At 65.2% G+C, this 26,860-nt stretch carries 27 protein-coding genes; 17 read left to right on the top strand and 10 right to left on the bottom strand.

Going from position 1 to position 26,860, the window contains the following annotated elements; translation table 11 throughout:
- Positions 1-43: 43 nt before the first annotated feature.
- From urtB to E4K65_RS24505, 14 genes are all read left to right on the top strand, one after another.
- Positions 44-1,651, top strand: coding sequence for an urea ABC transporter permease subunit UrtB (gene urtB, locus E4K65_RS24570; RefSeq protein ID WP_135176338.1), 1,608 nt, complete (start codon positions 44-46; stop codon positions 1,649-1,651).
- On the top strand, positions 1,648-2,826 hold the full coding sequence (gene urtC / locus E4K65_RS24565) for an urea ABC transporter permease subunit UrtC (protein WP_135176337.1): 1,179 nt from the start codon (positions 1,648-1,650) through the stop codon (positions 2,824-2,826). The genes urtB and urtC overlap by 4 nt, the downstream gene beginning before the upstream one ends.
- The gene (gene urtD / locus E4K65_RS24560; protein WP_027544245.1) at positions 2,823-3,584 is read left to right on the top strand and encodes an urea ABC transporter ATP-binding protein UrtD; all 762 of its coding nucleotides are present in this window, start codon (positions 2,823-2,825) and stop codon (positions 3,582-3,584) included. The genes urtC and urtD overlap by 4 nt, the downstream gene beginning before the upstream one ends.
- Positions 3,585-3,587: 3 nt before the next feature.
- Positions 3,588-4,283 (top strand): urea ABC transporter ATP-binding subunit UrtE, encoded by a 696-nt coding sequence (gene urtE, locus E4K65_RS24555; protein WP_025576656.1) that lies wholly within the window; start codon positions 3,588-3,590, stop codon positions 4,281-4,283.
- A gap of 32 nt (positions 4,284-4,315) precedes the next feature.
- Complete coding sequence (locus tag E4K65_RS24550; RefSeq protein ID WP_025576655.1) at positions 4,316-5,146, top strand: urease accessory protein UreD; 831 nt, start codon at positions 4,316-4,318, stop codon at positions 5,144-5,146.
- Positions 5,147-5,170: 24 nt separating this feature from the next.
- Positions 5,171-5,473 (top strand): urease subunit gamma, encoded by a 303-nt coding sequence (locus tag E4K65_RS24545; RefSeq protein ID WP_007605424.1) that lies wholly within the window; start codon positions 5,171-5,173, stop codon positions 5,471-5,473.
- 112 nt (positions 5,474-5,585) lie between these two features.
- Positions 5,586-5,891, top strand: a complete 306-nt coding sequence (locus E4K65_RS24540) for an urease subunit beta (protein ID WP_025576653.1) — start codon at positions 5,586-5,588, stop codon at positions 5,889-5,891.
- A gap of 3 nt (positions 5,892-5,894) precedes the next feature.
- Entirely contained in the window at positions 5,895-6,434 is a 540-nt protein-coding gene (locus E4K65_RS24535; RefSeq protein WP_135176336.1) for an HD domain-containing protein, read from the top strand.
- A 37-nt stretch (positions 6,435-6,471) separates the two neighbouring features.
- Entirely contained in the window at positions 6,472-8,187 is a 1,716-nt protein-coding gene (gene ureC, locus E4K65_RS24530; protein WP_135176335.1) for an urease subunit alpha, read from the top strand.
- Between the two features lie 121 nt (positions 8,188-8,308).
- Positions 8,309-8,608 (top strand): putative quinol monooxygenase, encoded by a 300-nt coding sequence (locus E4K65_RS24525; protein WP_027544239.1) that lies wholly within the window; start codon positions 8,309-8,311, stop codon positions 8,606-8,608.
- Positions 8,609-8,622: 14 nt separating this feature from the next.
- Positions 8,623-9,276, top strand: coding sequence for an urease accessory protein UreE (locus tag E4K65_RS24520; protein ID WP_135176334.1), 654 nt, complete (start codon positions 8,623-8,625; stop codon positions 9,274-9,276).
- Complete coding sequence (locus E4K65_RS24515) at positions 9,257-9,985, top strand: urease accessory protein UreF (protein ID WP_135176333.1); 729 nt, start codon at positions 9,257-9,259, stop codon at positions 9,983-9,985. Before E4K65_RS24520 ends, E4K65_RS24515 begins: the two co-directional genes overlap by 20 nt.
- 161 nt (positions 9,986-10,146) lie before the next feature.
- Positions 10,147-10,770: an urease accessory protein UreG gene (gene ureG / locus E4K65_RS24510; protein WP_135176332.1), complete on the top strand. Its 624-nt coding sequence runs from the start codon at positions 10,147-10,149 to the stop codon at positions 10,768-10,770.
- A gap of 298 nt (positions 10,771-11,068) precedes the next feature.
- Complete coding sequence (locus E4K65_RS24505; protein ID WP_135176331.1) at positions 11,069-12,727, top strand: CHASE domain-containing protein; 1,659 nt, start codon at positions 11,069-11,071, stop codon at positions 12,725-12,727.
- Between the two features lie 12 nt (positions 12,728-12,739).
- Here the strand turns inward: E4K65_RS24505 and E4K65_RS24500 are convergent, their stop codons facing one another.
- The 6 genes from E4K65_RS24500 to E4K65_RS24475 form a co-directional block, all read right to left on the bottom strand.
- Positions 12,740-13,099 (bottom strand): RidA family protein, encoded by a 360-nt coding sequence (locus tag E4K65_RS24500; RefSeq protein WP_135176330.1) that lies wholly within the window; start codon positions 13,097-13,099, stop codon positions 12,740-12,742.
- Between the two features lie 109 nt (positions 13,100-13,208).
- Positions 13,209-13,817 carry a TetR/AcrR family transcriptional regulator gene (locus tag E4K65_RS24495; RefSeq protein WP_167771122.1) on the bottom strand — a complete coding sequence of 203 codons (609 nt, stop codon included), beginning with the start codon at positions 13,815-13,817 and terminating at the stop codon, positions 13,209-13,211.
- 84 nt (positions 13,818-13,901) lie between these two features.
- Entirely contained in the window at positions 13,902-15,044 is a 1,143-nt protein-coding gene (locus E4K65_RS24490) for an OpgC domain-containing protein (protein WP_135176328.1), read from the bottom strand.
- A 320-nt stretch (positions 15,045-15,364) separates the two neighbouring features.
- Entirely contained in the window at positions 15,365-15,820 is a 456-nt protein-coding gene (locus E4K65_RS24485) for a hypothetical protein (RefSeq protein ID WP_027544231.1), read from the bottom strand.
- 77 nt (positions 15,821-15,897) lie between these two features.
- Entirely contained in the window at positions 15,898-16,269 is a 372-nt protein-coding gene (locus tag E4K65_RS24480; protein WP_027544230.1) for an ElaB/YgaM/YqjD family protein, read from the bottom strand.
- 77 nt (positions 16,270-16,346) lie between these two features.
- A complete protein-coding gene (locus tag E4K65_RS24475; protein WP_167771102.1) occupies positions 16,347-17,459 on the bottom strand; it encodes an AI-2E family transporter in 1,113 nt (370 codons plus the stop codon).
- A 207-nt stretch (positions 17,460-17,666) separates the two neighbouring features.
- Here E4K65_RS24475 and E4K65_RS24470 point away from each other — a divergent pair, with 207 nt between their 5' ends.
- Positions 17,667-18,461, top strand: a complete 795-nt coding sequence (locus tag E4K65_RS24470; RefSeq protein WP_167771101.1) for a L,D-transpeptidase — start codon at positions 17,667-17,669, stop codon at positions 18,459-18,461.
- Positions 18,462-18,478: 17 nt separating this feature from the next.
- Positions 18,479-19,132: a DUF2865 domain-containing protein gene (locus E4K65_RS24465; RefSeq protein WP_135176325.1), complete on the top strand. Its 654-nt coding sequence runs from the start codon at positions 18,479-18,481 to the stop codon at positions 19,130-19,132.
- A 246-nt stretch (positions 19,133-19,378) separates the two neighbouring features.
- On the opposite strand, the gene E4K65_RS24460 is transcribed toward E4K65_RS24465, so the two are convergent.
- The gene (locus E4K65_RS24460; protein WP_167771100.1) at positions 19,379-21,472 is read right to left on the bottom strand and encodes a methyl-accepting chemotaxis protein; all 2,094 of its coding nucleotides are present in this window, start codon (positions 21,470-21,472) and stop codon (positions 19,379-19,381) included.
- 272 nt (positions 21,473-21,744) lie between these two features.
- Here E4K65_RS24460 and E4K65_RS24455 point away from each other — a divergent pair, with 272 nt between their 5' ends.
- Complete coding sequence (locus tag E4K65_RS24455; RefSeq protein ID WP_042335954.1) at positions 21,745-21,900, top strand: Thivi_2564 family membrane protein; 156 nt, start codon at positions 21,745-21,747, stop codon at positions 21,898-21,900.
- 140 nt (positions 21,901-22,040) lie between these two features.
- On the opposite strand, the gene E4K65_RS24450 is transcribed toward E4K65_RS24455, so the two are convergent.
- The 3 genes from E4K65_RS24450 to cysC form a co-directional block, all read right to left on the bottom strand.
- A complete protein-coding gene (locus E4K65_RS24450) occupies positions 22,041-22,241 on the bottom strand; it encodes a CsbD family protein (protein ID WP_027544225.1) in 201 nt (66 codons plus the stop codon).
- 130 nt (positions 22,242-22,371) lie between these two features.
- The gene (locus E4K65_RS24445; protein ID WP_135176323.1) at positions 22,372-24,537 is read right to left on the bottom strand and encodes a malate synthase G; all 2,166 of its coding nucleotides are present in this window, start codon (positions 24,535-24,537) and stop codon (positions 22,372-22,374) included.
- Between the two features lie 406 nt (positions 24,538-24,943).
- The gene (cysC, locus tag E4K65_RS24440; protein WP_135176322.1) at positions 24,944-26,860 is read right to left on the bottom strand and encodes an adenylyl-sulfate kinase; all 1,917 of its coding nucleotides are present in this window, start codon (positions 26,858-26,860) and stop codon (positions 24,944-24,946) included.

Raw genomic sequence — 26,860 nt, 5'->3', positions numbered from 1 at the left:
ATCCTGCCGCCTTCTCCACCCATTTCTGCCGGGGTCATTCACAGTGCTAGCCAATTTGTCCGCCCGCCTCTGTTCGCTCCTGCTCTCGTTATTCCTGATCGCGTTCGCACTGCCGGCCTTCGCCGGTCCGTTCGAGGATGCGGTCGCCAAATTCGCCAACGATGATTATTCCGACACGGAAGAAGCGATCGGCGTGGTCGCGAGCAGCGGCAATCCGCTGGCCTTTCCCATCATCAGCGCGCTCCAGGACGGCCGCCTCATGGCCGATCCGGACAGCAAGAAGGTCTACGTCACCGGCGCCGACGGCAAGTCGATCGATGCGGCGACCGGCCAGTCCGTCGCCAGCGTTCCCGACAGCGCGAGCGCGGTCCGTCTCAACAATCGCCTGCGCCGCAGCGTCGATGCCGCGGTCGGCAGCCTGACGCTTCAGTCGCCGGATGTCGGAACGCGCCTCCAGGCCGCGCAGTCTGTCTTCAAGTCGCATGAGGAGACCGCGCTCGAAGCCGTCAATGCCGCGCTCGCCAAGGAAACCAACAAATCCGTCAAGGCTGCGCTCGGCGACGCCCGCGCGGCGATCCTGCTGTTCAAGTCCGACGCCACCGAGGTGGAGAAGCTCGAGGCCGTCGCCACCCTCAAGGCGCGCGGCGACCAGGAGGCGATGGCGCTGCTCACCGGCATGGGCGACCAGCCGGCCTCGGTGACCAAGGCCGCCGCGAGTGCGATCGGCTCGATCCAGAGCTCGCTCGCGATCTGGTCCACGGTACAGAATGCCTGGTACGGCCTCTCGCTCGGCTCGGTGCTGCTGCTCGCGGCGATCGGGCTCGCCATCACCTTCGGCGTGATGGGCGTCATCAACATGGCTCATGGCGAGATGGTGATGATCGGGGCCTACACCACCTTCGTGGTGCAGGAGGTGATCCGCACCCGTTATCCCGGCCTGTTCGACTATTCGTTGCTGATCGCCGTGCCGCTCGCCTTTCTCGTCGCCGGCGCGATCGGCGTTCTGATCGAGCGCAGCATCATCCGCTTCCTCTACGGCCGTCCACTGGAGACGCTGCTGGCGACCTGGGGCCTGTCGCTGGTGCTCCAGCAGGCCGTCCGCACCATGTTCGGCCCGACCAACCGCGAGGTCGGCAATCCCTCCTGGATGAGCGGCGCCTTCGAGCTCGGCCAGATCACCATCACCTATAACCGGCTGTGGATCCTCTGCTTCACGCTCGCCGTGTTCGCGATCCTGCTGGCGATGCTGCGCTACACCGCGCTGGGCCTCGAGATGCGCGCCGTGACGCAGAACCGCCGCATGGCGGCCTCGATGGGGATCGCCACCTCGCGCGTCGACGCGCTCACCTTCGGCCTCGGTTCGGGCATTGCCGGCATCGCCGGCGTGGCGCTGTCGCAGATCGACAATGTCAGCCCCAATCTCGGCCAGAGCTATATCATCGACAGCTTCATGGTCGTGGTGTTCGGTGGGGTCGGCAATCTCTGGGGCACGCTGGTCGGCGCCTTCACGCTCGGCATCGCCAACAAGTTCCTGGAGCCGGTGGCAGGCGCCGTGCTCGGCAAGATCGCCATCCTGGTTCTCATCATCCTGTTCATTCAAAAGCGGCCGCGCGGCCTGTTCGCGCTCAAGGGCCGTGCGGTGGAAGCATGACCCCTCACATGCTGACGCGATCGCTGGACCGCGGCGCGACTGTCTTCCTGCTGGTTGTCGCCGCGCTGGGCGTGTTGATCCCGTTGTCAAACCTGCTGCTGCCCGCGGGCTCGTTCCTGCAAGTGCCGACCTACCTGGTCGCGCTCTGGGGCAAATATGTCTGCTACGCCATCCTGGCCCTCGCGATCGACCTGATCTGGGGCTATTGCGGCATCCTCTCGCTCGGCCACGGCGCTTTCTTCGCGCTCGGCGGCTACGCGATGGGCATGTACCTGATGCGGCAGATCGGCACCCGCGGCGTCTACGGCAACCCGATCCTGCCCGACTTCATGGTGTTCCTGAACTATTCGAAGCTGCCCTGGTACTGGTACGGCTTCGACATGTTCTGGTTCGCCGCGCTGATGGTGCTGGTCGTGCCCGGCCTGCTCGCCTTCTGCTTCGGCTGGCTCGCCTTCCGCTCCCGCGTCACCGGTGTGTATCTGTCGATCATCACGCAGGCGATGACCTATGCGCTGCTGCTTGCCTTCTTCCGCAATGATTTCGGCTTCGGCGGCAACAACGGCCTGACCGACTTCAAGGACATCCTGGGCTTCAACGTGCAGGCCGAAGGCACCCGTGCCGCGCTGTTTGCGCTGAGCTGCCTGGCGCTGATCCTGGGCTTCCTGATCTGCCGCGCCATCGTCTCGTCCAAGCTCGGCAAGGTGCTGATCGCGGTGCGTGACGCGGAATCGCGTACCCGCTTCCTCGGCTACCGTGTCGAATCCTACAAGCTGTTCGTGTTCACGGTGTCGGCCTGCATGGCCGGCGTTGCCGGCGCGCTCTACGTGCCGCAGGTCGGCATCATCAATCCGAGCGAATTCGCGCCGGGCAATTCGATCGAGGCGGTGATCTGGGTCGCGGTCGGCGGCCGCGGCACGCTGGTGGGCGCGGCGCTCGGCGCCGTCGTCGTCAATTACGCAAAGACGTTCTTCACCTCCGGCATGCTGGCGCCATACTGGCTGTTCATGCTCGGCGCGCTTTTCATCCTGGTGACGCTTCTGCTGCCCAAGGGCATCGTCGGCACCTTCAATGCCTGGTGGGCTTCGTCGCAGGAAAAGCGCCCGGCCGAGACGACTGTGAGTGCCGCGGCCGAGGACGGCGTCAGCGAACCCAAGATGGCGGAGGAAGCGCAATGAACGTCATGGACACCCGCGCAACCTCCGCGATGCTCTATCTCGACGGCGTGCACGTCTCGTTCGACGGCTTCCACGCCATCAACAACCTCTCTCTGACGCTCGCACCCGGCGAGATGCGCGCCATCATAGGCCCGAACGGCGCCGGCAAGACCACGATGATGGATATCATCACCGGCAAGACCAAGCCGGACGAGGGCACGGTGCTGTTCGACGGCGTCACCGACCTGACGCGGCTGGACGAGACCCGCATCGCCGAGCTCGGCATCGGCCGCAAATTCCAGAAACCGACCGTGTTCGAGAGCCAGACCGTGCAGGACAATCTGCTGCTGGCGCTCAATGTCGACCACAGCGTCAAGGGCACGCTGTTCTGGCGCGGCAGCAAGGCCGAGTCCGAGCGCATCGACAAGGTGCTGGAGACGATCCGCCTCACCGAGTCGCGCAACCGCCTCGCCGGCAGCCTCAGCCACGGCCAGAAGCAGTGGCTCGAGATCGGCATGCTGCTGGCGCAGGATCCAAAGCTGCTTCTGGTCGACGAGCCCGTCGCCGGCATGACCGACGTCGAGACGCATCTCACGGCCGAGCTGCTGAAGGAGATCAACAAGACCCACACCGTCATGGTGGTCGAGCACGACATGACGTTCGTGCGCGAGCTCGGCGTCAAGGTCACCTGCCTGCATGAAGGCACGGTGCTCGCGGAAGGAACCATCGACCAGGTCTCGTCCAACGAGCGGGTCATCGAAGTCTATCTGGGACGCTGACCGATGCTCGAAGTCAAAGACATCAACCTGTTCTACGGTGCGGCGCAGGCGCTGCGCGGCGTCTCGATCGCGGCCGAGCCCGGCAAGGTGACTTGCGTGCTCGGGCGCAACGGCGTCGGCAAAACCTCGCTGCTGCGTGCCATGGTTGGGCAATATCCGATCTCCTCGGGCGCGATCGTGTTCGACGGTAGCGACATCACGGGCCTCAAGCCTTACGAGCGGGCGCGCAAGGGCATCGGCTTCGTGCCGCAGGGCCGCGAGATCTTTCCGCTGCTGACGGTCGAGGAGAATCTCAAGACCGGCTTCGGTCCGCTCAAGCGCGAGGACAAGCACATCCCGGACGACGTGTTCTCGCTGTTTCCGGTGCTGCAATCCATGCTCGGCCGGCGCGGCGGCGACCTCTCCGGCGGCCAGCAACAGCAGCTCGCGATCGGGCGTGCCCTGGTGATGCGGCCGAAGCTGCTGCTGCTCGACGAGCCGACCGAGGGCATCCAGCCCTCGATCATCAAGGACATCGGCCGCGCCATCTCCTACTTGCGCAACCTCGGCAACATCGCCATCGTGCTGGTCGAACAATATCTCGACTTTGCCTGCGAACTCGGCGACAGTTTCGCCGTGATGGATCGCGGCGCGGTGAAGTTCACCTGCGACCGCACCAATCTCGACGCGAGCGAGATCAGCCGTCAGATGGCTCTGTAAGCCATTTGTGCCGCGACCGGCTGGGGAGGCGGATGCGCAGCGAACTATCAGTCACGTCCACCATATTCGAAGCCAACCGCGCCCGCGGCGCGGTCAGGTTCGACGTGCACGCGCGCGACGGCGTGACGCGGCGCGGTGCGTTGCATGAATCCGGCTCGCTGCGTGTGCGCTTTCCTTCGCCGGAGGATGAGGGGCTCTCCGGCGTGTTCGTCAACACGGCCGGTGGCGTTGCCGGCGGTGATCGCTTCGATGTCGAGATATCAGCGGCCGATGCCACGCGGCTGACGCTGACCACGGCGGCCGCGGAGAAGGTCTATCGCGCGCCGGGCCCGGCGGCAGAGCTCAATATCGCCCTGAAGGTCGGCGCAGGCGCGCATCTGTCCTGGCTGCCGCAGGAGACCATTCTGTTTGATCGTGCCCGTGTCCATCGTCGCTTCGACATCGCGCTCGATGAGGCGGCCTCGCTTCTGCTTTGCGAGATCGTGGTGTTCGGCCGCACTGCCATGGGTGAGCGGATGGAGCAGGGCGAGTTCGTCGACCGCTGGCGGCTCTCCCGCGGCGGCCGGCTGGTCTTTGCCGAGACCGTCAGGCTCGACGGCAATATAGGCGCGAAACTCGCGAGGTCCGCGGTGGCCAAGGGGGGCGCCGCGATCGGCACGGCGCTGATCGTCCCCGGCGACGAGGCGCTCATCGAGCGCATTCGGGAGGCCTCGGAATCCTTCGCCGGCGAGGTCGGAATCTCGGCCTGGAATGGCTTTGCAATGGCGCGGTTCTGTGCCCAAGATGCGGCGCGCTTGCGCGCCGACATGATGGCGGTGCTGGCGCGTACCGGTGCGGCGTTGCCGCGGCTGTGGTTGAATTGACGTGTTGAACGGAAGAGATTTCGCATGAACCTGTCTCCCCGCGAAAAGGACAAGCTTCTGATCTCGATGGCGGCCATCGTGGCGCGCCGCAGGCTGGACCGCGGCGTCAAGCTCAACCATCCCGAGGCGATCGCGATCATTTCCGATTTCATCCTCGAAGGTGCGCGCGATGGCCGCACTGTCGCCGAGCTGATGCAGTCCGGCGCGCAGGTGCTGACCCGCGACCAGGTGATGCCTGGAATCCCCGAGATGATCCACGACATCCAGGTCGAGGCGACGTTCCCGGATGGCACCAAGCTCGTCACCGTGCACGAGCCGATCAGGTGATTTAGATTCGTCATTCCGGGGCGCCCGCAGCGCGAACCCGGAAATCCAGAGATTGTTGATCGAGATTCCGGGTTCTCGCTCCGCGAGCCCCGGAATGACGGAGGAAGGCAGAATGATCCCCGGCGAACTCTTCATCCAGGACGGCGAGATCGAGCTCAATGCCGGCCGCAAGACCGTGACGCTCACTGTCGCCAACACCGGTGACCGCCCGATCCAGGTCGGCTCGCACTACCATTTCTTCGAGACCAACCCGGCACTGAAGTTCGATCGCAAGAAGGCCCGCGGCATGCGCCTCGACATCGCCGCCGGCACCGCCGTCCGCTTCGAGCCCGGCCAGACCCGCGACGTCCAGCTCGTCGCGCTCGCCGGCAAGAAGACCATCTACGGCTTCCGCGGCGACGTGATGGGGAAGCTGTGAGGCATGCTCCCCGCCGTCCGCCTCATCTCGGAAGCTGCTGAGCTGGCTGCGCGCCGGCACAACGGCATGGCGCGCAAGGGGCGGGGCCAGGAGCCGTATATCAATCATCTCGCCGAAGTCGCGAACTTGCTTGCGACCGCGACCGATGGTGGGGATGCCGAACTTGTCGCTGCCGGCTGGCTTCACGATGCGATCGAGGACACTGAGACGACGCGCGAGGAGCTTGCACAGAAATTCTCCGACCGCGTCGCTTCGCTCGTCGTCGAATGCACGGACGACATGAGCTTGCCCAAGGCCGAGCGGCGGCAGCGACAGGTGGTCGATGCGCCGAAGAAATCTGCGGGCGCAAAACTGATCAAGATCGCCGACAAGATCAGCAATATCGGCGCGCGGATCCAGCTCGATCCAACTACTGAAGAGCGCGACGATCTCGTCGATTACACCGGCTGGGCCGAGCAGGTCGTTGCCGGTTGTCGCGGCGGCAATCCGTGGCTCGACACAGCATTCGACAACATGGTGCGACGAGCGAGGGCCTCGCTGTGAGCACTCACACAACATTCAAACGCAAACGGGGCTTGTGATGTCCGTCAAAATTAAGCGTTCCGTCTATGCCGACATGTTCGGCCCGACCACCGGCGACAAGGTCAGGCTCGCCGACACCGATCTCATCATCGAGGTGGAGAAGGATTTCACCGTCTATGGCGAGGAGGTGAAGTTCGGCGGCGGCAAGGTGATCCGCGACGGCATGGGGCAGTCGCAGGTGACCAACAAGCAGGGCGCGGCCGACACCGTCATCACCAATGCGCTGATCGTCGACCACTGGGGCATCGTGAAGGCCGACGTCGCGATCAAGGACGGCATGATCTCCGCGATCGGCAAGGCCGGCAATCCCGACATCCAGCCGGGTGTCACCATCATCATCGGCCCCGGCACCGACGTGATCGCGGGCGAGGGCAAGATCCTCACCGCCGGCGGGTTCGACAGCCACATCCATTTCATCTGCCCGCAGCAGATCGAGCACGCGCTGATGAGCGGCGTCACCTCGATGCTGGGCGGCGGCACCGGTCCCTCGCACGGCACCTTTGCGACGACCTGCACGCCGGGCCCGTGGCACATGGGGCGGATGATCCAGTCGTTCGACGCGTTCCCGGTCAATCTCGGCATTTCCGGCAAGGGCAACGCCTCGCGCCCCGCGCCGCTGGTCGAGATGATCAAGGGCGGCGCCTGCGCGCTGAAGCTGCACGAAGACTGGGGCACCACGCCGGCCGCGATCGACAATTGCCTGTCGGTGGCCGACGATTACGACATCCAGGTCATGATCCACACCGACACGCTGAACGAATCCGGCTTCGTCGAGGATACGATCAAGGCGTTCGAGGGGCGGACCATCCACGCCTTCCACACCGAAGGCGCCGGCGGCGGTCACGCCCCTGATATCATCAAGGTCGCCGGGCTGAAGAACGTGCTGCCGTCCTCCACCAATCCGACGCGGCCGTTCACCCGCAACACCATCGACGAGCATCTCGACATGCTGATGGTGTGCCACCACCTCGATCCCTCGATCGCGGAAGATCTGGCGTTCGCCGAAAGCCGTATCCGGAAAGAGACCATCGCGGCCGAGGACATCCTGCACGATCTCGGCGCGCTCTCGATGATGTCCTCGGATTCCCAGGCCATGGGCCGTCTCGGCGAGGTCATCATCCGCACATGGCAGACCGCCGACAAGATGAAGAAGCAGCGCGGGTCGCTGCCGCAGGACAAGGGCAAGGACAACGACAATTTCCGCGTCAAGCGCTACATCGCCAAATACACGATCAACCCTGCGATCGCCCATGGCGTCTCGAAGCTGATCGGATCGGTGGAGAAGGGCAAGCTCGCCGATCTCGTGCTGTGGTCGCCGGCCTTCTTCGGCGTCAAGCCGGACTGCATCGTCAAGGGCGGCACGATCGTTGCCGCGCCCATGGGCGATCCCAACGCCTCGATCCCGACGCCGCAGCCGGTGCACTACCAGCCGATGTTCGGCGCCTTCGGCAAGGCGCGCACGGCGTCTTCCGTGGTGTTCACCTCCAAGGCTGCGATCACCGGCGGGCTGGCGCGCAAGCTCGGTATCGAGAAGAAGCTCTATGCCGTCCAGAACACCCGCGGAAAAATCTCCAAGAAGAGCATGATCCACAACGGCGCCACGCCCAATATCGAGGTCGATCCGGAGACCTATGAGGTCCGCGCCGACGGTGAACTCCTGACCTGCGCGCCCGCCGAAGTGCTGCCGATGGCGCAGCGATATTTCATGTACTGAAATAGCGCCCCGGTCCCCGGAGCATGTCCGGGGACGGTTTTACGGTGTTGCGTTCGATCCCGCCTGGTCTAATGTCCCGCCCGGTATCTTGAACCCAGAAGAAAAGCCGGGAGGATTTCTCGTGATCTACGTCGTTGCCACCTTGACCATCAAGCCCGAGACCCGCGCCGAGTTCATTGCAGCCGCCACCGCCTGCATCAAGGAGACGCGGAAAGAGCCCGGCAATATCGCCTATGATATGCATGAAAGCGTCACCGATCCGACCAAGATGGTGTTCGTCGAGCAGTGGGAGAATGCCGAGGCGCTGGTGCCGCATCGTGGCATGGAGCACATGAAGACGTTCGGCCGCATTGCGGTGAAATGCTTCACGGCGCCGCCGAAGGTCGAAGTGATCACGCCCGAGAAGGTCGAGACACGGTAACAGGGTAGAAGCGAATGATCCGGGCGACGCAGGTTAGGGGACAGCACCGCTTCACCGAAGCACCAGCGGACACGGTCGTGCTCGATTTCGACGATCGGCACCGCCGCCGCATGGCGATGACGGGGACGCGGGGGCTCGAATTCCTGCTCGACCTGGAGAACGCCGTTGCACTGCGCGGCGGCGATGCGCTGGTGCTGGAGGACGGCCGGCTGGTCGAAGTGGTTGCGGCGCCCGAGCCGCTGCTCGAGATCCGCGGCCGCGATCCGCACCACCTCATCCGCGTCGGCTGGCACCTCGGCAACCGTCATTTGCCGACGCAGATCATGGCCAAAGCCTTGCGCATCCGCCGCGACCACGTCATCGAGGCCATGGTGAAGGGTCTTGGCGCGCGTGTCGTCGAGATCGAGGCGCCGTTCGATCCCGAAGGCGGCGCCTACGCCGATGCCGGTCATGCGCACGGCCACGATGACCATGCGCATCATGATCACGGCCATCACGATCATGGCGACCATCATCATGACCACCACGGCCATGATCATCATGGCCACGATCACCATGCCCATTATCATGCCGCGCATGACCATGGGCACGATCACCATCATCACGACGAGCATTGCGACCATCCCGACCACCACCACGGCCACAAGCATGCTCATGACCACAAATGAGCCGGTCAATGCCGGTGACCTCGCCGCGTGCGAGGCGGCGGCGCTGTACCGGCTGATGACCTGGCTGTCGCCGGCGTTTCCCGTCGGCGGCTTCTCCTATTCCAGCGGGATCGAATGGGCGGTCGAGGCTGGTGATATCACCGACACGGCGGCGCTCGCCGACTGGCTCGATGCGATGCTCGGCGACGGTTCGGGCTTCTGCGATGCGACGTTCCTGGTCCAGGCTTATCGCGCCACTGAAGCGGGCGAGGAGACTGCCTTGCGCGACATCGCTGAGCTCGCGAGCGCCTTCGTGCCGTCGCGCGAGCGGCAGCTCGAAACGAGCTCGCAGGGCCGCGCTTTCATCGACATCGCCCGCGCCGCGTGGGATGCGGAGGGACTGGATGCCATGGTTGCGGCATGCGGCACGCCATTGGTCTACCCCGTCGCGGTCGGCGTGGTCGCCGCGATGCACGGCGTTCCGCTGGCGCCGACGCTGCACGCCTTCCTGCACGCTGTGGTCTCGAACTGGATTTCCGCGGCCAGTCGCCTCATTCCGCTCGGCCAGACCGACAGCCAGCGCGTGCTGGTGCGGCTGGAAGCAGCGGTTGCCGCGACCGCCAATCGTGCGCTGAGTGCAACGCTGGACGATCTCGGCAGCGCGACGTTTCGCGCAGACCTCGCCAGTCTGCGGCACGAGACGCAGTATACGCGGCTGTTCAGGTCGTGAGCGGGTCGCGCCGTGTTCCGTCGTCCCGGCGAAGGCCGGGACCCATAACCACAAGTCTTTGTGGCGATACAGAACTGCGGCCACAGCCTACCGCATCAATTGAATTCGGTGGCTATGGGTCCCGGCCTTCGCCGGGACGACACTAGGAGAGAGCGAGCTACATGTCGAAATCTCACGGCCCCTTGCGTGTCGGCGTCGGCGGTCCGGTCGGATCGGGCAAGACCGCGCTGATGGATCTGCTCTGCAAGACCATGCGCGACCGCTACGACATCGCGGCAATCACCAACGACATCTACACCAAATGGGATGCGGAATTCCTGGTGCGTTCGGGCTCGCTGACGCCGGATCGCATTGCCGGCGTCGAGACCGGCGGCTGCCCGCACACCGCGATCCGCGAAGATGCCTCGATGAACCTCGCAGCGGTCGCGGACATGCGCGCGAAATTCCCCGGGCTCGACCTCGTGCTGATCGAGTCCGGCGGTGACAATCTCGCTGCCACTTTTTCCCCGGAGCTTGCCGACCTCACCATCTACGTGATCGACGTGGCGGCCGGCGACAAGATCCCGTCCAAGGGCGGCCCCGGCATCACCCGGTCCGACCTGCTGGTCATCAACAAGATCGATCTTGCACCCCATGTCGGCGCCTCCCTGGAGAAGATGGAGACGGATGCCAAGCGGATGCGCGGCGCGCGCCCCTTTGTCATGACCAACCTGAAGAAGAGCGAGGGGCTCGACCGCATCGTCGGCTTCATCGAGGCCAAAGGCGGCCTGAAACGGGCGGGCTGACGGACGCGACGACTTGGCACAGGCGTTTTCCGCCGTTAACGCCTGAGGCAGGACCGTATCCGCGGAACAAATTCCGGACACGGCGATTGGTTACCTCCGGTACCCGGGGCAAATCCATTCCGGCCGGACGACCGGCCGGGCGGATTAAGCTTTTCAGGCGACCCAAGTTGCGTACTGATGCCTCCTCCTCCATTATCTCCGCCATCGGGGTTCATCCTGTTTCGGCACTTGGCCGTTCGAGCGGCGTTCATATGCTCCGTGTTTATTGCCGACCTCCTGCTTCCGTCTGAGTAGTCGCGTGGTCCGGCTGGGTTTCATCATCGGCTTCATTGCTCTGCTCGGAGCCTTGCTTTCCGGGCTTGCCGCCTATCGCGTCCACGACCAGGAGCTGGCGCTGGACCGGATCGCGCTCGCGCGTGCGATCGACGTCCATGCGAGCCTGGTGCAGGACCGGCTGACCGAGCGCGAGCTGCTCGCGCGTGTCGCCTCCGGCCTGTTCCGCGCGCCATCGGTGCTCAAGCCCAACATGCTGGAGCCGCTGCGCTCGGCGATCTACGCCTTCAAGACCGATTTCGTGGTGGCCGGCTGGGTCGCCCGGCTGCAGCCGAACGAGCTCGTTGCGGCGCAGGCCGCGATCGCGGCCGCCGGCTTCCCGAAGTCGCAGATCCGGGACTACAGCGACAAGCCCATCGCCCCCGCGAGCCTCACCCATCCGATCGACGTGCTGATGGACCTCGAGCCGCGCAGCGACGAGACCAAGGCGCTGCCCGGCCGCAGCTATGACCAGGATCCGGTGCGCAGCGCAATGCTCGCCCGGGCGAGGATCGAGAAGCGGTCGGTTGCCTCCGACCCGGTGCCGCTGCTGCGCGGGAATGGTCCGATCGGCATCATCGTGGCTGCTCCCGTGATTCCCGAGGGGGCAACGGAGCCGGCCGGGTTCGTCACATTCTCCTACGAGCTCGCCTCGCTGATGCTGACCAATGATGACATGTCGTTGTTCGCGGTCGCGCTCAAGGATCCGCGCAAGGACGGCGGCGAGCTCGTCGCCAACGACCAGGGCATTGTCTCCACGCGCATGACGGCGGTGGACGGGCCGGCGCCATCGGCGACGCGCACCGTGAGCTTCGGCGGCCGCGACTGGCAGCTCGGCTATTACGCCAAGACCAATTCGGCGCGGCGTGCCGAGCAGACTGCGATCATCGTGGCGGCGATCGGCTTTGCGATCACCGCGATGGTGTGCGGCCTGTTCGGCTATGTCGCCTACAACAATTTGAGGCTCAGCCGGGAAATCCAGGTGCGGATCGGCTTCGAGCGCCGCCTGACCGCCGTCATCGACGAGCTCAACCACCGGGTCAAGAACATCCTGGCGGTGATCCAGTCGATCGTGACGCGCACGCTGCGCCACGGCTCGGACATCGACGTCGCGCGCGAGCTGCTGATCGGCCGCATCCACGCCATGTCCAACGTGGTCTCGCTGCTCAGCGAGAGCCAGTGGCAGGGCGTCAAGCTGAAGGGCCTGTTCGAGGCGCGCGCCATTCCTCATGCGGACCGCATCGCCGTCACCGGTCCTGACATCGCGGTGAGCGCACGCGCGGCGCAGAGCCTGTCGCTTCTGTTCTTCGAGCTCGCCTCGCATTCGGACGAAGGCCTGTCGCTGGTCGGCAAGCATCCGCACATCACCGCCAACTGGACGGTGACGGGCGAGGGGACCGATGAGGTCTTCCATTTCCGCTGGGAGGAGTTCAATACCAGCGAGGCGACGCGCCGCCCGGATTCCGATTTCGGCCTGATCCTGCTCGACCGCGTCGCGCCCGAAGCGCTCGGCGGCACCGCCAAGCGCTACTTCACCGACGTCTCCTATGTCTACGAGCTGACCGCTCCGATGGGGACGGTCGTCGATATGTCCGAGCGCGACCGCACGGACAAGCTCTCGGCCCCGGTGAGGCCTGTGCGATAAACCTCGCGCACTTCAGCTCGAGGTCGGTCGAGCAGCGATTGCGGTCATCTCGAGCTTGACGCCTGAACCGAGATCGGCCACGCCGACGGCGGCGCGCGCAGGCAGATGAGCTTCTGCGAAGTGCGCCTTCCAGGCCGCATTGAACGCAGCCTTCTCGCTCAGATTCGCCATGAAAATAGTCACCTGCAAGACGTTGGCCAGGTCAGATCCGAGAGTCTCCAGGAGACGCGACAGCTGGCCAAGCACATCGTTTGCCTGACCCGACATGTCCAGGCTCGTGTCCTCAGGGACGATTCCGCCGATGTAAAGCACGCCTCCATGCTCGACCACTTCGTGGAGCAATCCTTCGTATGGCAAGATGCGTTTGATCATGATGAGGCTGATGCTCCTGTGGGAAAAGACATGAGATGTCCACGCGTTCTTATCACCAAGGCGTGGAACTTGAGGCGGGGACGGGCGGCGGGCATTTTCAGCGCCTGATCTAGCCCTTCGGTCGCAATACGAGATCGACCAGACTGCGTGCGTAAGCCGGCGTGATCGGCGCGATGCCGAAGACGTAGCGGTAGAACAGGCCGCCATAGATCGCGTCATAGAGGTCCTCAGGCGCCCCCTCGGCCAGTACGCTGCCGTCCTTCTGGCCCGCGGCGATCATCTCCACCAGCGCGTCGCGGCGGAATTGCAGGTAGCGTGCGTAGAACAGCTCGGCCGAGCCGGTCTTGGAGATGCATTCGGAGATGACGGCGAGCTGCACCTTGCCGAACTCGCCCTGGAGCGCCTCGGCATAGGCCGCGGCATGGCGGCGCGCGCGTGCCGCGGGCGTGCCGGAGCTCACCGGGGGCAGCGGCAGCATCTGCGCGGCATGGTGGAGAAAGGCATCGATCAGCAGCGCCTCGCGCGATGGCCACCATTTGTAGATCGTCATCTTGGAGACGCTGGAGTGGCGCGCGACCGCGTCGATGGTGGTGGCGGCAAGACCGGTGGCGGCCATCAGCGCATAGGCGCTTTCGAGGATGGCGTTGGAGGTCTCGATCGACCGCGGCCGGCCGCGCCTGGGCACGCTGTCAGCCTCTTCACCCCCGCCTTTCGCCATCGCCACGCCCGGTCTCCTCACGCAGAGTCCCCCCGCATAGCGCGGCCACAGGTCTCGGCCTAGCAGAATCGCACGATTATGTTGTCAGGTCTGCTGCCGCAGGGCCGCAGGCAGGTCCTGCCGCTTCGACCAGATGATGTAATAGGCGACCGCGATCATCGCGGCGAAGCCAACGATGCTCACCGCGACCTGCATCACCACCAGGTTCGGCCCGGTGATCAGGAGGAGATGGCCGGCGAAGGAGAGGAACACTGCGACGCAGAACACCGCGAGCCATTCCTCGCCGCATATGATCACCGCCTGAAGCGGCCGCCATTTCAGGCCGGGATGATCGGCCGGAATGAGATGGGTCGCAATGAGCGCGAGCGCGAGGAAGTGGACCACGCGAAAGAGCGCGAGGTTTTCCTTGTCGGTCGGCGCGATGCTGTTGAGAAGGAGGTCCGGCAAATGGGCGGACAGCGTCGGCGAATGGCGCATCAGGGTGACGGCCATCGCAAAGACGAGATAGGCGCCTGCGAGGCTCCGCAGCCAGGACATGCCACGCAGCGCACGGCCGGGGGCGCCTGTCACGGCGAACCAGCCGCCCAGCACCATCAGCATCTGCCAGCACAGCGGATTGAAGGTCCACTCCTGGTCCGGATAGACCCGGAAATTCCAGTCGAACCAGCGCGCCGCGGCGTACAGCCCGACCGATGCCGCCAGCGTCAGGTGCGGCCATCGCAGCAGCCCCCACAGCACGAACGGAAAGAACGCCATCAGTGGGATCATCAGTTGCAGGAGGTCGAGGTTGAGCGGCTCTTCCTGGAGCACCAGGCCACGGACCAGGATGCGCAGCGGGTGCTCGAGAATCCCCGAGATGTTGTATTCGTGAATGATCTCCGGCGCCATCGATTGCGAGGCGACGTAGGCGATGGCGTCGATGTAGATCACGAACAGCACGACATAGGCGGCGTAGAGCCGCCAGACGCGGCGAAAGACGCGCGTTGCCGCGACGATGTAGCCGCGCTCCAGCGCCATCCTGCCGTGGATGATGGCGACGCCGTAGCCCACCACGAACACGAACAGGTCGGCGGCGCCGCTGAAGCCGAAATTGCGCAGCGTCAGCAGGTTGACGACGTTGTTCGGGATGTGGTCGACGAACACCGACCAGTTGGCGATGCCGAGCGTCAAATACAGCCTGGCGTCGGGATGGAATGCGGCGAGGTTCGCCTTGACGGACGGTTTCATCGCGGAAAATGACTTTCGGAATCAGGGGCGCTGCTTTTAGCGGCAACCGCCTACCTATCCGAGTAGCGTTTGCGTGAGTAGGTCAGGTTTGTCCCGACTGGCGAAAAATTATGCCAGACGCGCCGGTGCGTTCGCGTGTCCGCCCTTAGCCCGTCTGGGACGCAATTTCTGCAAAGGAAGCGACCTGCCCTGCGATCGCGGCCCGCGCCTCCGAGGTCGGCAACCCCTGGCGGCGGGAGGTTCACAGTCCGCGCCTCGGACCCTCCATTCGCCCTGCCGGCAGCTGGGGATAATTCAAATCGGGCGTGATGCCCGTACCGTTACTCGGCAGGTTCAGCCGATGCCTCGTCGGATACGCCGGCCCGGCTCGCCATGATTCCAAGTGCGACGCCGCCGATCGCCAGGATCGGCAACAGCCGCTTGACCCCGATGGCGCGAACGATCTGGAGTCCCGTGGCGAGCAGCACGGGATCGGTGAGCATGCTCGAGGCCGCCGACTTCGCGGCGCGCTCGGCCGCGATCTGGGCGCGCTTCTGCACCTCGCGCTTGTAGCCCCAATAGGTACCCGCCGCGGTGAGCGTCAGCAGGAAAAAGATGCCGGCGCCGGCGAGGCAGGCTTGCACCGGTCCGTATTTTTCCAGCACCGAGATGAACGCGGCCGCGCAAAGAAAGCACGTCGTGATGAAGAGCGCGAGTGCGGCGCCTGCGGCGAGCGACGTCAGACGGACCGTCGTCCCGGTCGATGCGCTGATGCCGTCGATAATGCGCTGAAACATGCCCTTGCTCCTCAATCCCCCACAAGCCTGAGGCGACGGCGGCCGCGCCGCCGCGATCTCAGGGACCGTCCCGCGCTTTACCGGCGCCAGGCGACGCCGATCAGGAAGCCGATGCCGAGCGCGATACCGACGGTCGCGAGCGGCCGCGCGGTGATGGCGTCTTCCAGCGTCTCCTCGATCGAGCCATAGGCATCCTGCGCCGCGCCCATCATGGCGCTGCCGCGCTCGGACATGTCGTCGAGCGTCGAATCCACGTTCTCGCGCGCTTGCTTGTAGCCGCGGCGGGCCTGCTTTCCCGCCGAATTGGCAAAGGTATTGAGCGCGTCGGTTATCTGGTCGGTAAGGGCGGCGATATCGTTTTTCACGGCTGCTACATCCTTCTCGAGGCGTTCTGCGGTGGCTTTGTCGATCCAGTCTCTCATCCTGGTTTCGCCGTCGGCTATTGACATCGCAAACTCCGAACTGTTGGCGGTGAGATGGGCGGAAAACGTTTCGTCGTGACGGAAGTTCCGTTCGCGGGAGCCCGTCACGCCTGCGGGAGCTGCGGCGAATCTTCCGGCAACAGATGCTCCTTCAGGATGAGGCCCACGATCAGGAGCGGCGACGACAGAAACGCGCCCATCGGTCCCCACAGCCAGGTCCAGAAGGCCAGCGCGATGAAGACGGCGAGTGCGTTCAGCGACAACCTGCGGCCAATGATGGTCGGCGTGATGAAATGTCCCTCCAGGAAGGTGATGCCGCCGAAGGCGAGGGCCGCCATCAGGCCGCCGCCAATGGTCGGGAGGGCAATCAGCCCAATTAGGGCCAGCACCACGAACATGGCGACCGGTCCTATGATCGGGATGAAGTTGAGCGCCGCCGCGAGTGCGCCGAGCCCGGCCGGATTTGGCATGCCGGTGATGGCGCAGATGATGCCGGTCGCGACGCCGACGCCGATATTGATGACGGTGACGGTCAACAGGTAGTTGCCGAGATGAACTTCGATCTCGTTGAGAATCCGCAGCGTGCGCAGCCGCGCGTCTCGGTCGCCGAAATTCATGATCAGCGCCCGCCGCAGGTCGCGCCAGCTTGCGATGAACAGGATCAGGGTGGCGAAGAACAGCAGGAATTCGGCGAAGGTGGGCGACAGGAATTCCAGCGTCGGCTGCACCCATTCGGCCTTCGGCAGCGGCAGGCTTGGCAGACCCTCTGAGCCGCCGACCATGGTTTGCAGCTCCTTCCACAGCGCCAGCGGCCGGTCGAAAACGTGCAGCTTCTCCTTCAACTGCGCGCCCAGTTCCGGCAGGCGCGAGCTCCATTCCATCGCGGGCACGGCAATCAGCGCGACGACGAAGGCGACCACCGTCGTCACCGCGGTCACGATCAGCACGGCGCCGAGCGCGCGCGGCACGCCCCGCCGTTCCAGAAAGCCTGCGGCCGGCGAGAGCATGGTACCGGCGACGACGGCCATCACCACCGGGAGGAAGAACGCCTTGGCGAAGTACAGCACCCCGATCACGGCGATCAGAAGCAAGCCGGCGAGTGCGTAGGCGACGAACTCGGTGCGGCGAATGATCGGCGGCAGCTCGCTGTGGCTGTCGGGGAGTGGGGCGCCTTCGCCGTTGCCGGAAATCAGACGTTCACTGGGAAGGACGCGCACAATATCTCTCCCGCACGGAGGTGTCCGGGCGCCCATTGGTCATCGGGAAACGCCGGAGGGGCGCCGCGGTTCCATCGCGGCTTCGTGAAGTTGCGCTCGCTTGACTGTGACGTCGCCGCCGCAGATGGCGGCGGAACTTGAGTCGCCCCGGCTGCGTTTGTTGGGAAGCCGCATCACCTGAGATGCACGCATCCAATGGGGCAGCACATGACAAAGGTCTCTTTAGTCCGTCGCAGCTTCTCGCCGCGCGCCGCCGCAGCTTTTGCCTTCGCAACCGCTCTGCTCGCGGTGCCCTTCGCTAGCGCAAGCGCGCAGACGCTGGGCTATGTGCCCATGCAACCGCAGGCGTATCCGATGCAACCGCAGGCGTCTCAACAAGGCCCGAGCTATTCGCAGGGCTATATCAGCGAGCCGGCGCAAACGGCCGACGAGGATGCCCAATTGCCCGATCGGCTGCGCAAGCAGGTCGTCAGCTTCGACCGCGGCGAGCCGGCCGGCACGATCGTGATCGATACCGGCAATACCTACCTGTATTACGTGCTCGGCAACGGCCGGGCGATCCGCTACGGCGTCGGCGTCGGCCGCGAGGGCTTCACCTGGTCGGGCGTGCAGAGCGTCAGCCGCAAGGCGGAATGGCCGGACTGGCATCCGCCGGCCGAGATGATCGCGCGCCAGCCCTATCTGCCGCGCTTCGTTGCCGGCGGACCCGGCAATCCGCTCGGCGCGCGGGCGATGTATCTGGGCTCGAGCGAATACCGTATCCACGGCACCAACGATCCCACCACCATCGGCAAGTTCGTCTCCTCGGGCTGCATCCGCATGACCAACGAAGACGTCACCGACCTGTTCAGCCGCGTCAATATCGGCGCCAGGGTCGTGGTGCTGCCGAAGAACGTGCCGCTGATGGCGAGAGGCGGCGACCCTGTGCGCAAGCGCCCTGCGGCGACGACGCTGCCCTCGGGCCGGCAGGCCCTGAACATCCCGACGTCGGCCGTGAACTGAGAATTGGGTGAGAGCGCATGAAGAGACGTTCGATCAGCAGACTGGCCGGTGGCGCCGCGGCGATCTTCACCACCGCCTCCCTCGGCCTCGCGCTGGTGCCGCCGGCGCATGCGGAGGATTTCTTCTCGGCGCTGTTCGGCGGCTTCCGGATGCGCCCGCCGCCGGAGATCCGGATGCCGTTCCCCAATGACGACATGCCGCGCTACGACACGCCGCGGCAGCGGGCTGCCTATGGCGGCGGCGCCGCCTATTGCGTGCGCGGTTGCGATGGCCGTTACTTCCCCGCGCAAGGAAATGACGCCGAGAGCAAGGCACAATCCTGCAAGAGCTTCTGCCCGACCTCGGAAACCTCGTTGGTCTATGGCAGCAACATCGAGGACGCCACGACCGAGAGCGGAAAGTCCTATTCCGACCTGCCGAACGCCTTCCGCTACCGCAACGAGATCGTGTCGGGCTGCACCTGCAACGGCAGGGATCCGGTCGGTCTCGCCCAGATCAAGGTCGAGGACGACCCCACCTTGCGCAAGGGTGACATCGTCGCGGGCGCCGATGGCCTGGTGGTCGCCGGCCGCAACGCTGGCGATCGCCGCGGCGTCGCGATGAACTTCTCTCCGCTGCCGGACTCGGTCCGCGCCAAGTTCCGCCAGGTGCCGGTGGTGGCGAAGGAGTAGGGCGGCGCCGCGTGTGATGTGACGCCGGTGCCTCGATCTCCGCCGTCGTCCCGGACAAGCGCGCCCGAAGCGCGCGTAGATCCGGGATCCACAGCCACAGGGCGTGGTTTGACGAAGACTCGGAGTTGCCAGTTCGCGCGACAATGGTCCGCCGGGGGTATTGATCCCGGATCAGCGCTCGCTGTGCTCGCTTGTCCGGGACGACACCGAGGGGGTAGCTACAGCCTTCTCTCCAACCCCGCTTTCCTACGCCGCGCGGATCTTGCCGAGGAAGCCGGTGACGTCCTCGCCGAGCTGGCGGCTCTGGCTCTCCAGCATCTCGGAGGCGTGTTTGACGTTGTCCGCGGCCGCTGCGGCGGCGTCCGCATCGGCTTTGACGCCGGTGATGTTGTCCGAGACGTTCTTGGTGCCCTGCGCCGCAAATTGCGTGCTGCGGGTGATCTCCTGCGTCGCCGCGCCCTGCTCCTGCACGGCGGCCGCGATCGCGGTCGCGACCTCGTTCACCTCGCCGATGATGCCGCCGATGGTCTGGATCGCGTTGATGGCGTCGCCGGCCACCCGCTGGATGTCGGTGATCTGCTCGGAGATTTCCTCGGTGGCCTTGGCCGTCTGGCTCGCCAGCGACTTCACCTCGGAGGCGACCACGGCAAAGCCGCGGCCGGCTTCGCCGGCGCGCGCCGCCTCGATCGTGGCGTTGAGCGCGAGCAGATTGGTCTGCGCCGCAATGGTGTTGATGAGGCCGACGACCTCGCCGATGCGTCCGGCGGACTTTGCCAGGCCCTGCACGGTGCCGTCGGTTTCGCGCGCCTGGGTGACGGCGCGGCCGGCGATACCTGCGGCATGGGCGGCCTGCTGGCTGATGTCGTTGATCGAGGCAGAGAGCTCTTCGGCGGCGGCGGCCACGCTGTCGACGCTCATGGAGGCGTCATTGGAGGCCTTGCCGGCGACCTGCACGCGGTCGTTGGTCTGGCGTGACACCGCGGAGAGATCGCCCGAGGTCTTGCGCATCGCGCCCGAAGCTTCGCTCAGTTCGCCGAGGGTTTTGCGGACCGCGCCCTCGAACTCGCCGACATAGACCTCGATCGCGCGCTGGCGTGCCGAAGCGCCCGCATTGCGCGCGCGCTCCTGCTCCTCGATCTTGAGCTTGTCGGTCGCCTGCTGCTTGAAGGCTTCCAGCGCGCCGGCGAGCGCACCGATTTCGTCCTTGCGGTCGAGATAGCCGCTGTCCACGGCAAGGTCGCCGCCGGCGACCTTCAGCATGGCGTCGCGGATCATGTTGAGCGGATGGATGACGCGGCGGTTGACCAGCATGATGGCGCCCACGGCGAGGGCGATGGCGAGCGTCAGAAGTGCGAGCTGCATGATGAGCGCGCGTTGAGCTGCGGAGCGCTGTTCCACCGTATGGCTCTTGGCGGCGTCGAGTGCCGTCTCGGCGACGGCAACCGCGCTGGCCAGACGGCCCACCGTAACCGGTGTCCACTGGTTCGCGGTCATCTCGGCCTTTTCGCCATTGGCAAGCATATTGGCCAGGCGGTCGCGAAGGGCCAGATATTGCGGATCGAAATAGGCGCTCTTGGCCGCCGCCACGGCGGACGACAATGCGGGCGGGAGCTGCATTCCCGACGTCGACAATTCCAGCGCCTTCCACATCGCGCTCGTTCCGCCGACAAATTGGGTATAGGCGAGGCGGGTCTCCGGCGCGATGCGGCCGGCGTTGAGTCCGGTCGAGACGATCAGCGATGCTTCGCCCGCGGTGTTGCGCAGCAGCCAGGCGCTCTGCTTGATCGACAGCAACTGGTCGATCACGGCGTCCTGGTGGTTGACGGTGGCGGCCAGGACGTTCGAGAGCCTGTCGAGCGTCTCGAGCAGGCCCTGCGTCGTCTCCATATATTCCTTCGGCAGGCCCGCGCGGCGCTGGTCCTTGGGCTTGGCCACGTCCTCCCAGAACTGCTTCTGCTCCTCGCTCAGCAATTTGTAGAGACGCGCGAGCTCCGGCACCAGCGTGCCGGATTGCGGAAAGTCCATGGTCGGCAACAACTCCAGCGCGCGTGCCATCGCCGGCATCTGGGCGTCGCGGATCGCACGCAGATATTTTTCGATCTCGCCGTCCATCGGGTCGGTCGAGTTGAGGAGCCGGTTGGTGGTCGAGCGGTCGGTGCGCAGATTGTGCATCGCCTTGAACAGATCGGCGGAGGCGTCCGCGATCTGCGAAATGCGGTTGGCGGTCTTCAGCCGATCCCAGGACTCATAGGCGGTGAGCGAGAGCGCGATCACCACGCAGACCGACGTGATCGCGATCACCGCCTTCAGCAGCGCGGATACGGTCAGACGATTGAGCATCGAAGTCCCCCCAAATTCCCATTGCAAATTTCGTGAAGACGCCCGGCAACATCGGCAAACGGGGGCGCGGCAGATCGGCAATCGCACGCCGTTTGCGCCTCAGGGGCCCAAACGGTTTCTGCATCTGAAAGGAAAAGGGTAAAGTTTTCGGCAGCTGGCCTGCCGGTAGAAGTACGCATTTACTAGAAGTTGCAACGGGTTGCCCGGATGGAACCGGCGCGCGAGACGGGCGTTAGGATATCGTTAGCAATCTGCCTGAAGGGGGCCTCGCGATGCTGGTCGGCGTACTCGTCACCTTTCTCGTCGTCATTCTCGTGCTCTATCTCATCAACATGTTGCCGATGGACGGCCGCGCCAAGCAAATCGCGCGCGTGATCGTGATCATCATCGGCGTGGTGTCGCTGCTGAAATATCTCACGGTCTTCTAGCGAGGCGTCGTTGTCGCCCGGATGAGCGAAGCGACATCCGGGCTGCCACAATCAAGGACCCGGATGTTGTTTTCGCTCATCCGGGCGACGGATCGTCCAACGAAAAGCCCCGGCCTGAGCCGGGGCTTTATTTGCCGCGTCTAGTGCAGCGTCTTGAGCCAGTCGTCGACGTCCTGACGAACCTGGTCCTTGGCCTTGCCGTAGCGCTCCTGCAGCCGGCCCTCGAGCTGTTCGCGGCGTCCCTCGATCAGTTTGAGGTCGTCGTCGGTGAGCTTGGCCCACTTCTCCTTGGCCGAACCCTTGAACTGCTTCCAGTTCCCTTCAATGCGGTTCCAGTCCATGACCATCTCCCATTGGTTGATGGCCCGACAACGCGAGCGGTTCGCACCCGTTCCTCCTCGCGCCGCGACGTTTCGCCCAACAAAAAAGTCCCGGCGCAGGCCGGGACTTTTGACATTCGTCGAACCAGGATTACCCCGCTGCCTTCGCCTCGCGGCGGCGCGCGGTGAGGATGTACTCGGTGTAGCCGTTCGGCTGCTCGCGGCCCTTGAAGATGAGGTCGCAGGCGGCCTTGAAGGCGACACCGTCGAAGGCGGGCGCCATCGGCTTGTAGATGGCATCGCCCGCGTTCTGCTTGTCGACGACGACGGCCATGCGCTTCAGCGACTCCATCACCTGCGCCTCGGTGATGACGCCCTGGTGCAGCCAGTTGGCGAGGTGCTGGCTGGAGATGCGCAAGGTGGCGCGGTCTTCCATCAGGCCGACATCGTGGATGTCGGGCACCTTGGAGCAGCCGACGCCCTGGTCGATCCAGCGCACGACATAGCCGAGGATGCCCTGGCAGTTGTTATCGATCTCCTGCTTGACGTCGTCGGGCGCCCAGTTCGACTTCGACACCGGAATGGTGAGGATGTCGGACAGCTTCGCGCGCGGCCCGCCCTTGGTCAGCTCCTCCTGGCGCGCGATGACGTTGACCTGATGGTAGTGCAGCGCGTGCAGCGTCGCGGCGGTCGGCGAGGGGACCCACGCAGTGGTGGCGCCGGCCTGCGGATGCGCGAGCTTCTGTTGAAGCATGTCGGCCATCTTGTCGGGCGCAGCCCACATGCCCTTGCCGATCTGGGCATGACCGGGCAACCCGTCGATCAGGCCCATGTCGACGTTCCAGTCCTCGTAGGCCTTGATCCAGGCCTGCGCCTTCATCTCGTTCTTGCGGATCATGGGGCCCGCTTCCATCGAGGTGTGGATCTCGTCGCCGGTGCGGTCGAGGAAGCCGGTGTTGATGAACATGATGCGCTTGGAAGCGCGCTGGATGCAGGCCTTGAGGTTGACGGTGGTGCGGCGCTCCTCGTCCATGATGCCGACCTTGAGCGTATTCTCCGGCAGGCCGAGCATCTTCTCGACGTGGTCGAAAATCTCGCACGTGAACGACACTTCGTCCGGGCCGTGCATCTTCGGCTTGACGATATAGGCCGAGCCGGTGCGGCTGTTCTTGACCTTGGAGTTGCCTTTGAGGTCGTGGATGGCGAGCAGGCCGGAGACGGCGGCATCTAACAGGCCCTCCGGGATCTCCTCGCCCTTTTCGTCCAGCACCGCGTCGGTGAACATGTGGTGACCGCAATTGCGCATCAGCAGCAGGCTGCGGCCGTGCAGCTTGACCTCGCCCTTGCCGTCCGGCGTCTTGTAGCTGCGGTCGGCGTTGAGCGAACGCGTCAGCGTCTTGCCGCCCTTCTCGAAGTCAGCCGAGAGCGTGCCGTTCATCAGGCCGAGCGTGTTGCGGTAGACCAGCACCTTGTCCTCGGCGTCGACCGCGGCGACCGAGTCCTCCATGTCGAGAATGGTCGAGACCGCGGCCTCCATGACCATGTCGGCGACGCCGGCGGGATCGTCCTTGCCGATCGCGCTGCTGCGGTTGATCGTCACCTCGACATGCAGGCCGTTGTTGACGAGCAGCACCGCGCTCGGCGCGGCCGCATCGCCCTGGAAGCCGGCAAACTGCGCCGCGTTCTTCAGCGCGGTCGCATTGCCGCTCTTCAGCTTCACCGCGAGCTGGCCCGCGACGACGCTGTAGGCGGTGACGTCGGTGTGGCTGCCGGTCGCGAGCGGCACGGCGGCGTCGAGGAAGGACTTGGCCTTCGCGATCACCTTGTCGCCGCGCGCCTTGTTGTAGCCCTTGCCGCTCTCGGACGGATCGTGCGGGATGGCGTCGGTGCCGTAGAAGGCGTCATAGAGCGAGCCCCAGCGCGCGTTCGCCGCGTTCAGCGCATAGCGCGCATTGGTGAGGGGCACGACGAGCTGCGGGCCGCAGATCTTGCCGATCTCCTCGTCCACATTGGCGGTCTCGACCTTCTGCGTCGCCGGCTCCGGGACGAGATAGCCGATCTCCTTCAGGAAGGCGGTATAGGCATTGAGGTCGAACGCCTTGCCCTTGCCCGCGCGGTGCCAGTCGTCGATCTTGGCTTGCAGCGTGTCGCGCGCCGCGAGCAGCGCCCGGTTCTTCGGCCCGAGGTCCTTGATGATGGCGGCAACCCCGGCCCAGAACGCATCCGGCGCGATCCCCGTTTTCGGGGCCGCTTCCTTGGCGATGAAGTCAAACAGGACGGGAGCGATCTTCAATCCGTGGGCGTCGACGCGTTTCATGATGGTCTTTCTTGTTGGAAATGGCTGTTTTTTGGCTGCTTTGACCCGACAGCAGCAAAATGCGCTTCAAGGGAGCGGCTTTCGGGGTCCTATTAGCCCCAAAAACGGGGCGGTGAGAAGACCCCCAGGGGTTTGTCAAAATGTCAAGAAAAGGTGCGGGCGGCAGCTCGTTTTACACGATCGAGTCCGACTGCCTGCCACACGCACAAATGCGCTCCCTCCCCCCTTGCGGGGGAGGGCGGGGGAGCGGGGTAGCCCAGGAAAACTTGTGTCCCGAGTCGAGCGGAATTCTTGCTCACATGAGAGAGTGTGCCGTGCGGCCCCCCCTCCCTAACCCTCCCCCGCAAGGGGGAGCGAACGCACTGCATGCGCGGATGCTGCGAGCGAACCAGCGAAAGCGCGGCCGTCAGATATTCGCGGCGAGATCCACGACTTCGTCGAACAGCACGCCTGATGTCTTCAGCATCTGTTCGATCTCGTCTACCGCCTCGGCGACTGTCCGTGTCGACGTGTCGATCACGAGCTCGGCCGCTTGCGGCGCCTCGTAGTCGTTGCCGATTCCGGTGAACGACGCCAGCGCGCCGGCGCGGGCCTTCTTGTAGTGGCCCTTGGGGTCGCGCTCCTCGCAGACGCCGGCCGGTGTCGCGACATGGATCTCGCGGAACGCGGTGTCGGCGATGCGGCGCGCGGTGGCGCGGTCCTCGCGGGCGGGCGAGACGGCGGCGACGATCGCGATGTGGCCGTTGCGGGCGAGATGCGTCGCGACTTCAGCCAGGCGGCGGATGTTCTCGCTGCGGTCGGCGGCGGAGAAGCCGAGATCGCTGTTGAGGCCTGCGCGCAGCGTGTCGCCGTCGAGCAGGATCGGCGAGCCGCCATTGGTGAACAGCCGCCGTTCCAGCGCCTTCGCCAGCGTCGACTTGCCGGAGGCCGGCAGGCCCGTGAGCCAGACCACGGCACCGTTGTGGCGGTAGCGCGCGGAGCGCTCATCCAGCCGCAGCGCCGATTCCACCGGCACGATGTCCACGGGCTCGGCGCGCTGGCCGGCATCGACCGACAGCACGAGGCCGCCGCCGGCGATGCGCCCGGAAACCTCGATCACGAGACGTCCGGTACGCGGATTCTCGGTGTAGGGATCGGTGGCAATCGGATTCGAAAGAGAGATGTCGATCTCGCCGACATGGTTGCGGCCGATCGCCTTGTTCTCGACGCTCGACAATTCGCCGGGATCGACCGCCTTCTCGATGGCGACGACGGTGGCGCGGCTTTCCTTCGGTCCGCAGCGGACCAGGAGCTGGTCGCCCTTGGCCAGCGGCTTGTCGTGCAGCCAGAAGATGCGCGCGCGCAGACGGCGCGTCTCGCGCGGGGCACTGCCTGTATGCGCGACGATGTCGCCGCGCTCGATGAACAATTCGCGGTCGAGCGTGATGCCGACCGAGCGGCCCGCGCCCTGACGTCCGGCAATCGGCGTTGCCGGCCAGCTCTCGACCGTCTTGATCCTGGCGATCTTGCCGGCCGGCATGATCACGATCTCGTCGCCGGCAATCAGGCTGCCGGATTCGATGCGGCCCGCCACGATGCGGCGGTCGTCGAACTTGTAGATCGCCTGCACCGGCAGTCGCAGCGCCAGCGCTTCCAGCGGCCGCGCCGGCTCGAGCTGGTCCAGCGCCTCGACCACGGTCGGTCCCTTGTACCAGCCGATGCGGTCGGTGCGCATCGCGACGCCGTCGCCGTCGCGTGCGGAAATCGGGATCACGGCCGTCGGCGTCACGCCGAGGCTTTGCAGATGCGCCGAAATCTCGTCACTGATCTCCTTGAAACGCTCGGCGGAGAAATCCACGCGGTCCATCTTGTTGACGACGATCGCGACCTGCTTCACGCCGAGCAGATGCAGGAGATAGCCGTGCCGCCTCGTCTGGTCGCGCACGCCTTCGAGCGCGTCGATGATCAGCACCGCGCCGTCGGCCTGCGAGGCGCCGGTGATCATGTTGCGCAGGAATTCGGCATGGCCGGGCGCGTCGATCAGCACGATGTCACGCGAATTGGTGCGGAAGCGGATCTGCGTGGTGTCGATGGTGATGCCCTGGTCGCGCTCGGTCTGGAGCGCGTCGAGCAGGAACGACCATTCGAAGGGCATGCCGCGCCGCGCGCTGACGGCCTTCAGCATCTCCAGCTTGCCGTCGGGCAGGCTGCCGGTCTCGTGCAGCAGGCGGCCGACCAGCGTCGACTTGCCGTGGTCGACATGGCCGACGATGACGATGCGGACCTGCGGGCGCGTAGTGCCGTTCGGGGTCGCGGGCGAAGCGGGGGTGACGATCATGTTCAT

Origin of the sequence: Bradyrhizobium niftali (assembly GCF_004571025.1) — a bacterium.
Classification (GTDB): Bacteria; Pseudomonadota; Alphaproteobacteria; order Rhizobiales; family Xanthobacteraceae; genus Bradyrhizobium; species Bradyrhizobium niftali.
This window is presented reverse-complemented; position numbering and strand designations above follow the sequence as displayed.

Bases quoted from the DNA above. Each gene is read 5' to 3' on its own strand.
- urtC (WP_135176337.1), top strand. From the start codon at position 1,648: ATGACCCCTCACATGCTGACGCGATCGCTGGACCGCGGCGCGACTGTC.
- urtD (WP_027544245.1), top strand. From the start codon at position 2,823: ATGAACGTCATGGACACCCGCGCAACCTCCGCGATGCTCTATCTCGAC.
- urtE (WP_025576656.1), top strand. From the start codon at position 3,588: ATGCTCGAAGTCAAAGACATCAACCTGTTCTACGGTGCGGCGCAGGCG.
- E4K65_RS24550 (WP_025576655.1), top strand. From the start codon at position 4,316: ATGCGCAGCGAACTATCAGTCACGTCCACCATATTCGAAGCCAACCGC.
- E4K65_RS24545 (WP_007605424.1), top strand. From the start codon at position 5,171: ATGAACCTGTCTCCCCGCGAAAAGGACAAGCTTCTGATCTCGATGGCG.
- E4K65_RS24540 (WP_025576653.1), top strand. From the start codon at position 5,586: ATGATCCCCGGCGAACTCTTCATCCAGGACGGCGAGATCGAGCTCAAT.
- E4K65_RS24535 (WP_135176336.1), top strand. From the start codon at position 5,895: ATGCTCCCCGCCGTCCGCCTCATCTCGGAAGCTGCTGAGCTGGCTGCG.
- ureC (WP_135176335.1), top strand. From the start codon at position 6,472: ATGTCCGTCAAAATTAAGCGTTCCGTCTATGCCGACATGTTCGGCCCG.
- E4K65_RS24520 (WP_135176334.1), top strand. From the start codon at position 8,623: ATGATCCGGGCGACGCAGGTTAGGGGACAGCACCGCTTCACCGAAGCA.
- E4K65_RS24515 (WP_135176333.1), top strand. From the start codon at position 9,257: ATGCTCATGACCACAAATGAGCCGGTCAATGCCGGTGACCTCGCCGCG.
- ureG (WP_135176332.1), top strand. From the start codon at position 10,147: ATGTCGAAATCTCACGGCCCCTTGCGTGTCGGCGTCGGCGGTCCGGTC.
- E4K65_RS24500 (WP_135176330.1), bottom strand. From the start codon at position 13,099: ATGATCAAACGCATCTTGCCATACGAAGGATTGCTCCACGAAGTGGTC.
- E4K65_RS24495 (WP_167771122.1), bottom strand. From the start codon at position 13,817: ATGGCGAAAGGCGGGGGTGAAGAGGCTGACAGCGTGCCCAGGCGCGGC.
- E4K65_RS24490 (WP_135176328.1), bottom strand. From the start codon at position 15,044: ATGAAACCGTCCGTCAAGGCGAACCTCGCCGCATTCCATCCCGACGCC.
- E4K65_RS24485 (WP_027544231.1), bottom strand. From the start codon at position 15,820: ATGTTTCAGCGCATTATCGACGGCATCAGCGCATCGACCGGGACGACG.
- E4K65_RS24480 (WP_027544230.1), bottom strand. From the start codon at position 16,269: ATGTCAATAGCCGACGGCGAAACCAGGATGAGAGACTGGATCGACAAA.
- E4K65_RS24470 (WP_167771101.1), top strand. From the start codon at position 17,667: ATGACAAAGGTCTCTTTAGTCCGTCGCAGCTTCTCGCCGCGCGCCGCC.
- E4K65_RS24465 (WP_135176325.1), top strand. From the start codon at position 18,479: ATGAAGAGACGTTCGATCAGCAGACTGGCCGGTGGCGCCGCGGCGATC.
- E4K65_RS24460 (WP_167771100.1), bottom strand. From the start codon at position 21,472: ATGCTCAATCGTCTGACCGTATCCGCGCTGCTGAAGGCGGTGATCGCG.
- E4K65_RS24455 (WP_042335954.1), top strand. From the start codon at position 21,745: ATGCTGGTCGGCGTACTCGTCACCTTTCTCGTCGTCATTCTCGTGCTC.
- E4K65_RS24450 (WP_027544225.1), bottom strand. From the start codon at position 22,241: ATGGACTGGAACCGCATTGAAGGGAACTGGAAGCAGTTCAAGGGTTCG.
- E4K65_RS24445 (WP_135176323.1), bottom strand. From the start codon at position 24,537: ATGAAACGCGTCGACGCCCACGGATTGAAGATCGCTCCCGTCCTGTTT.
- cysC (WP_135176322.1), bottom strand. From the start codon at position 26,860: ATGAACATGATCGTCACCCCCGCTTCGCCCGCGACCCCGAACGGCACT.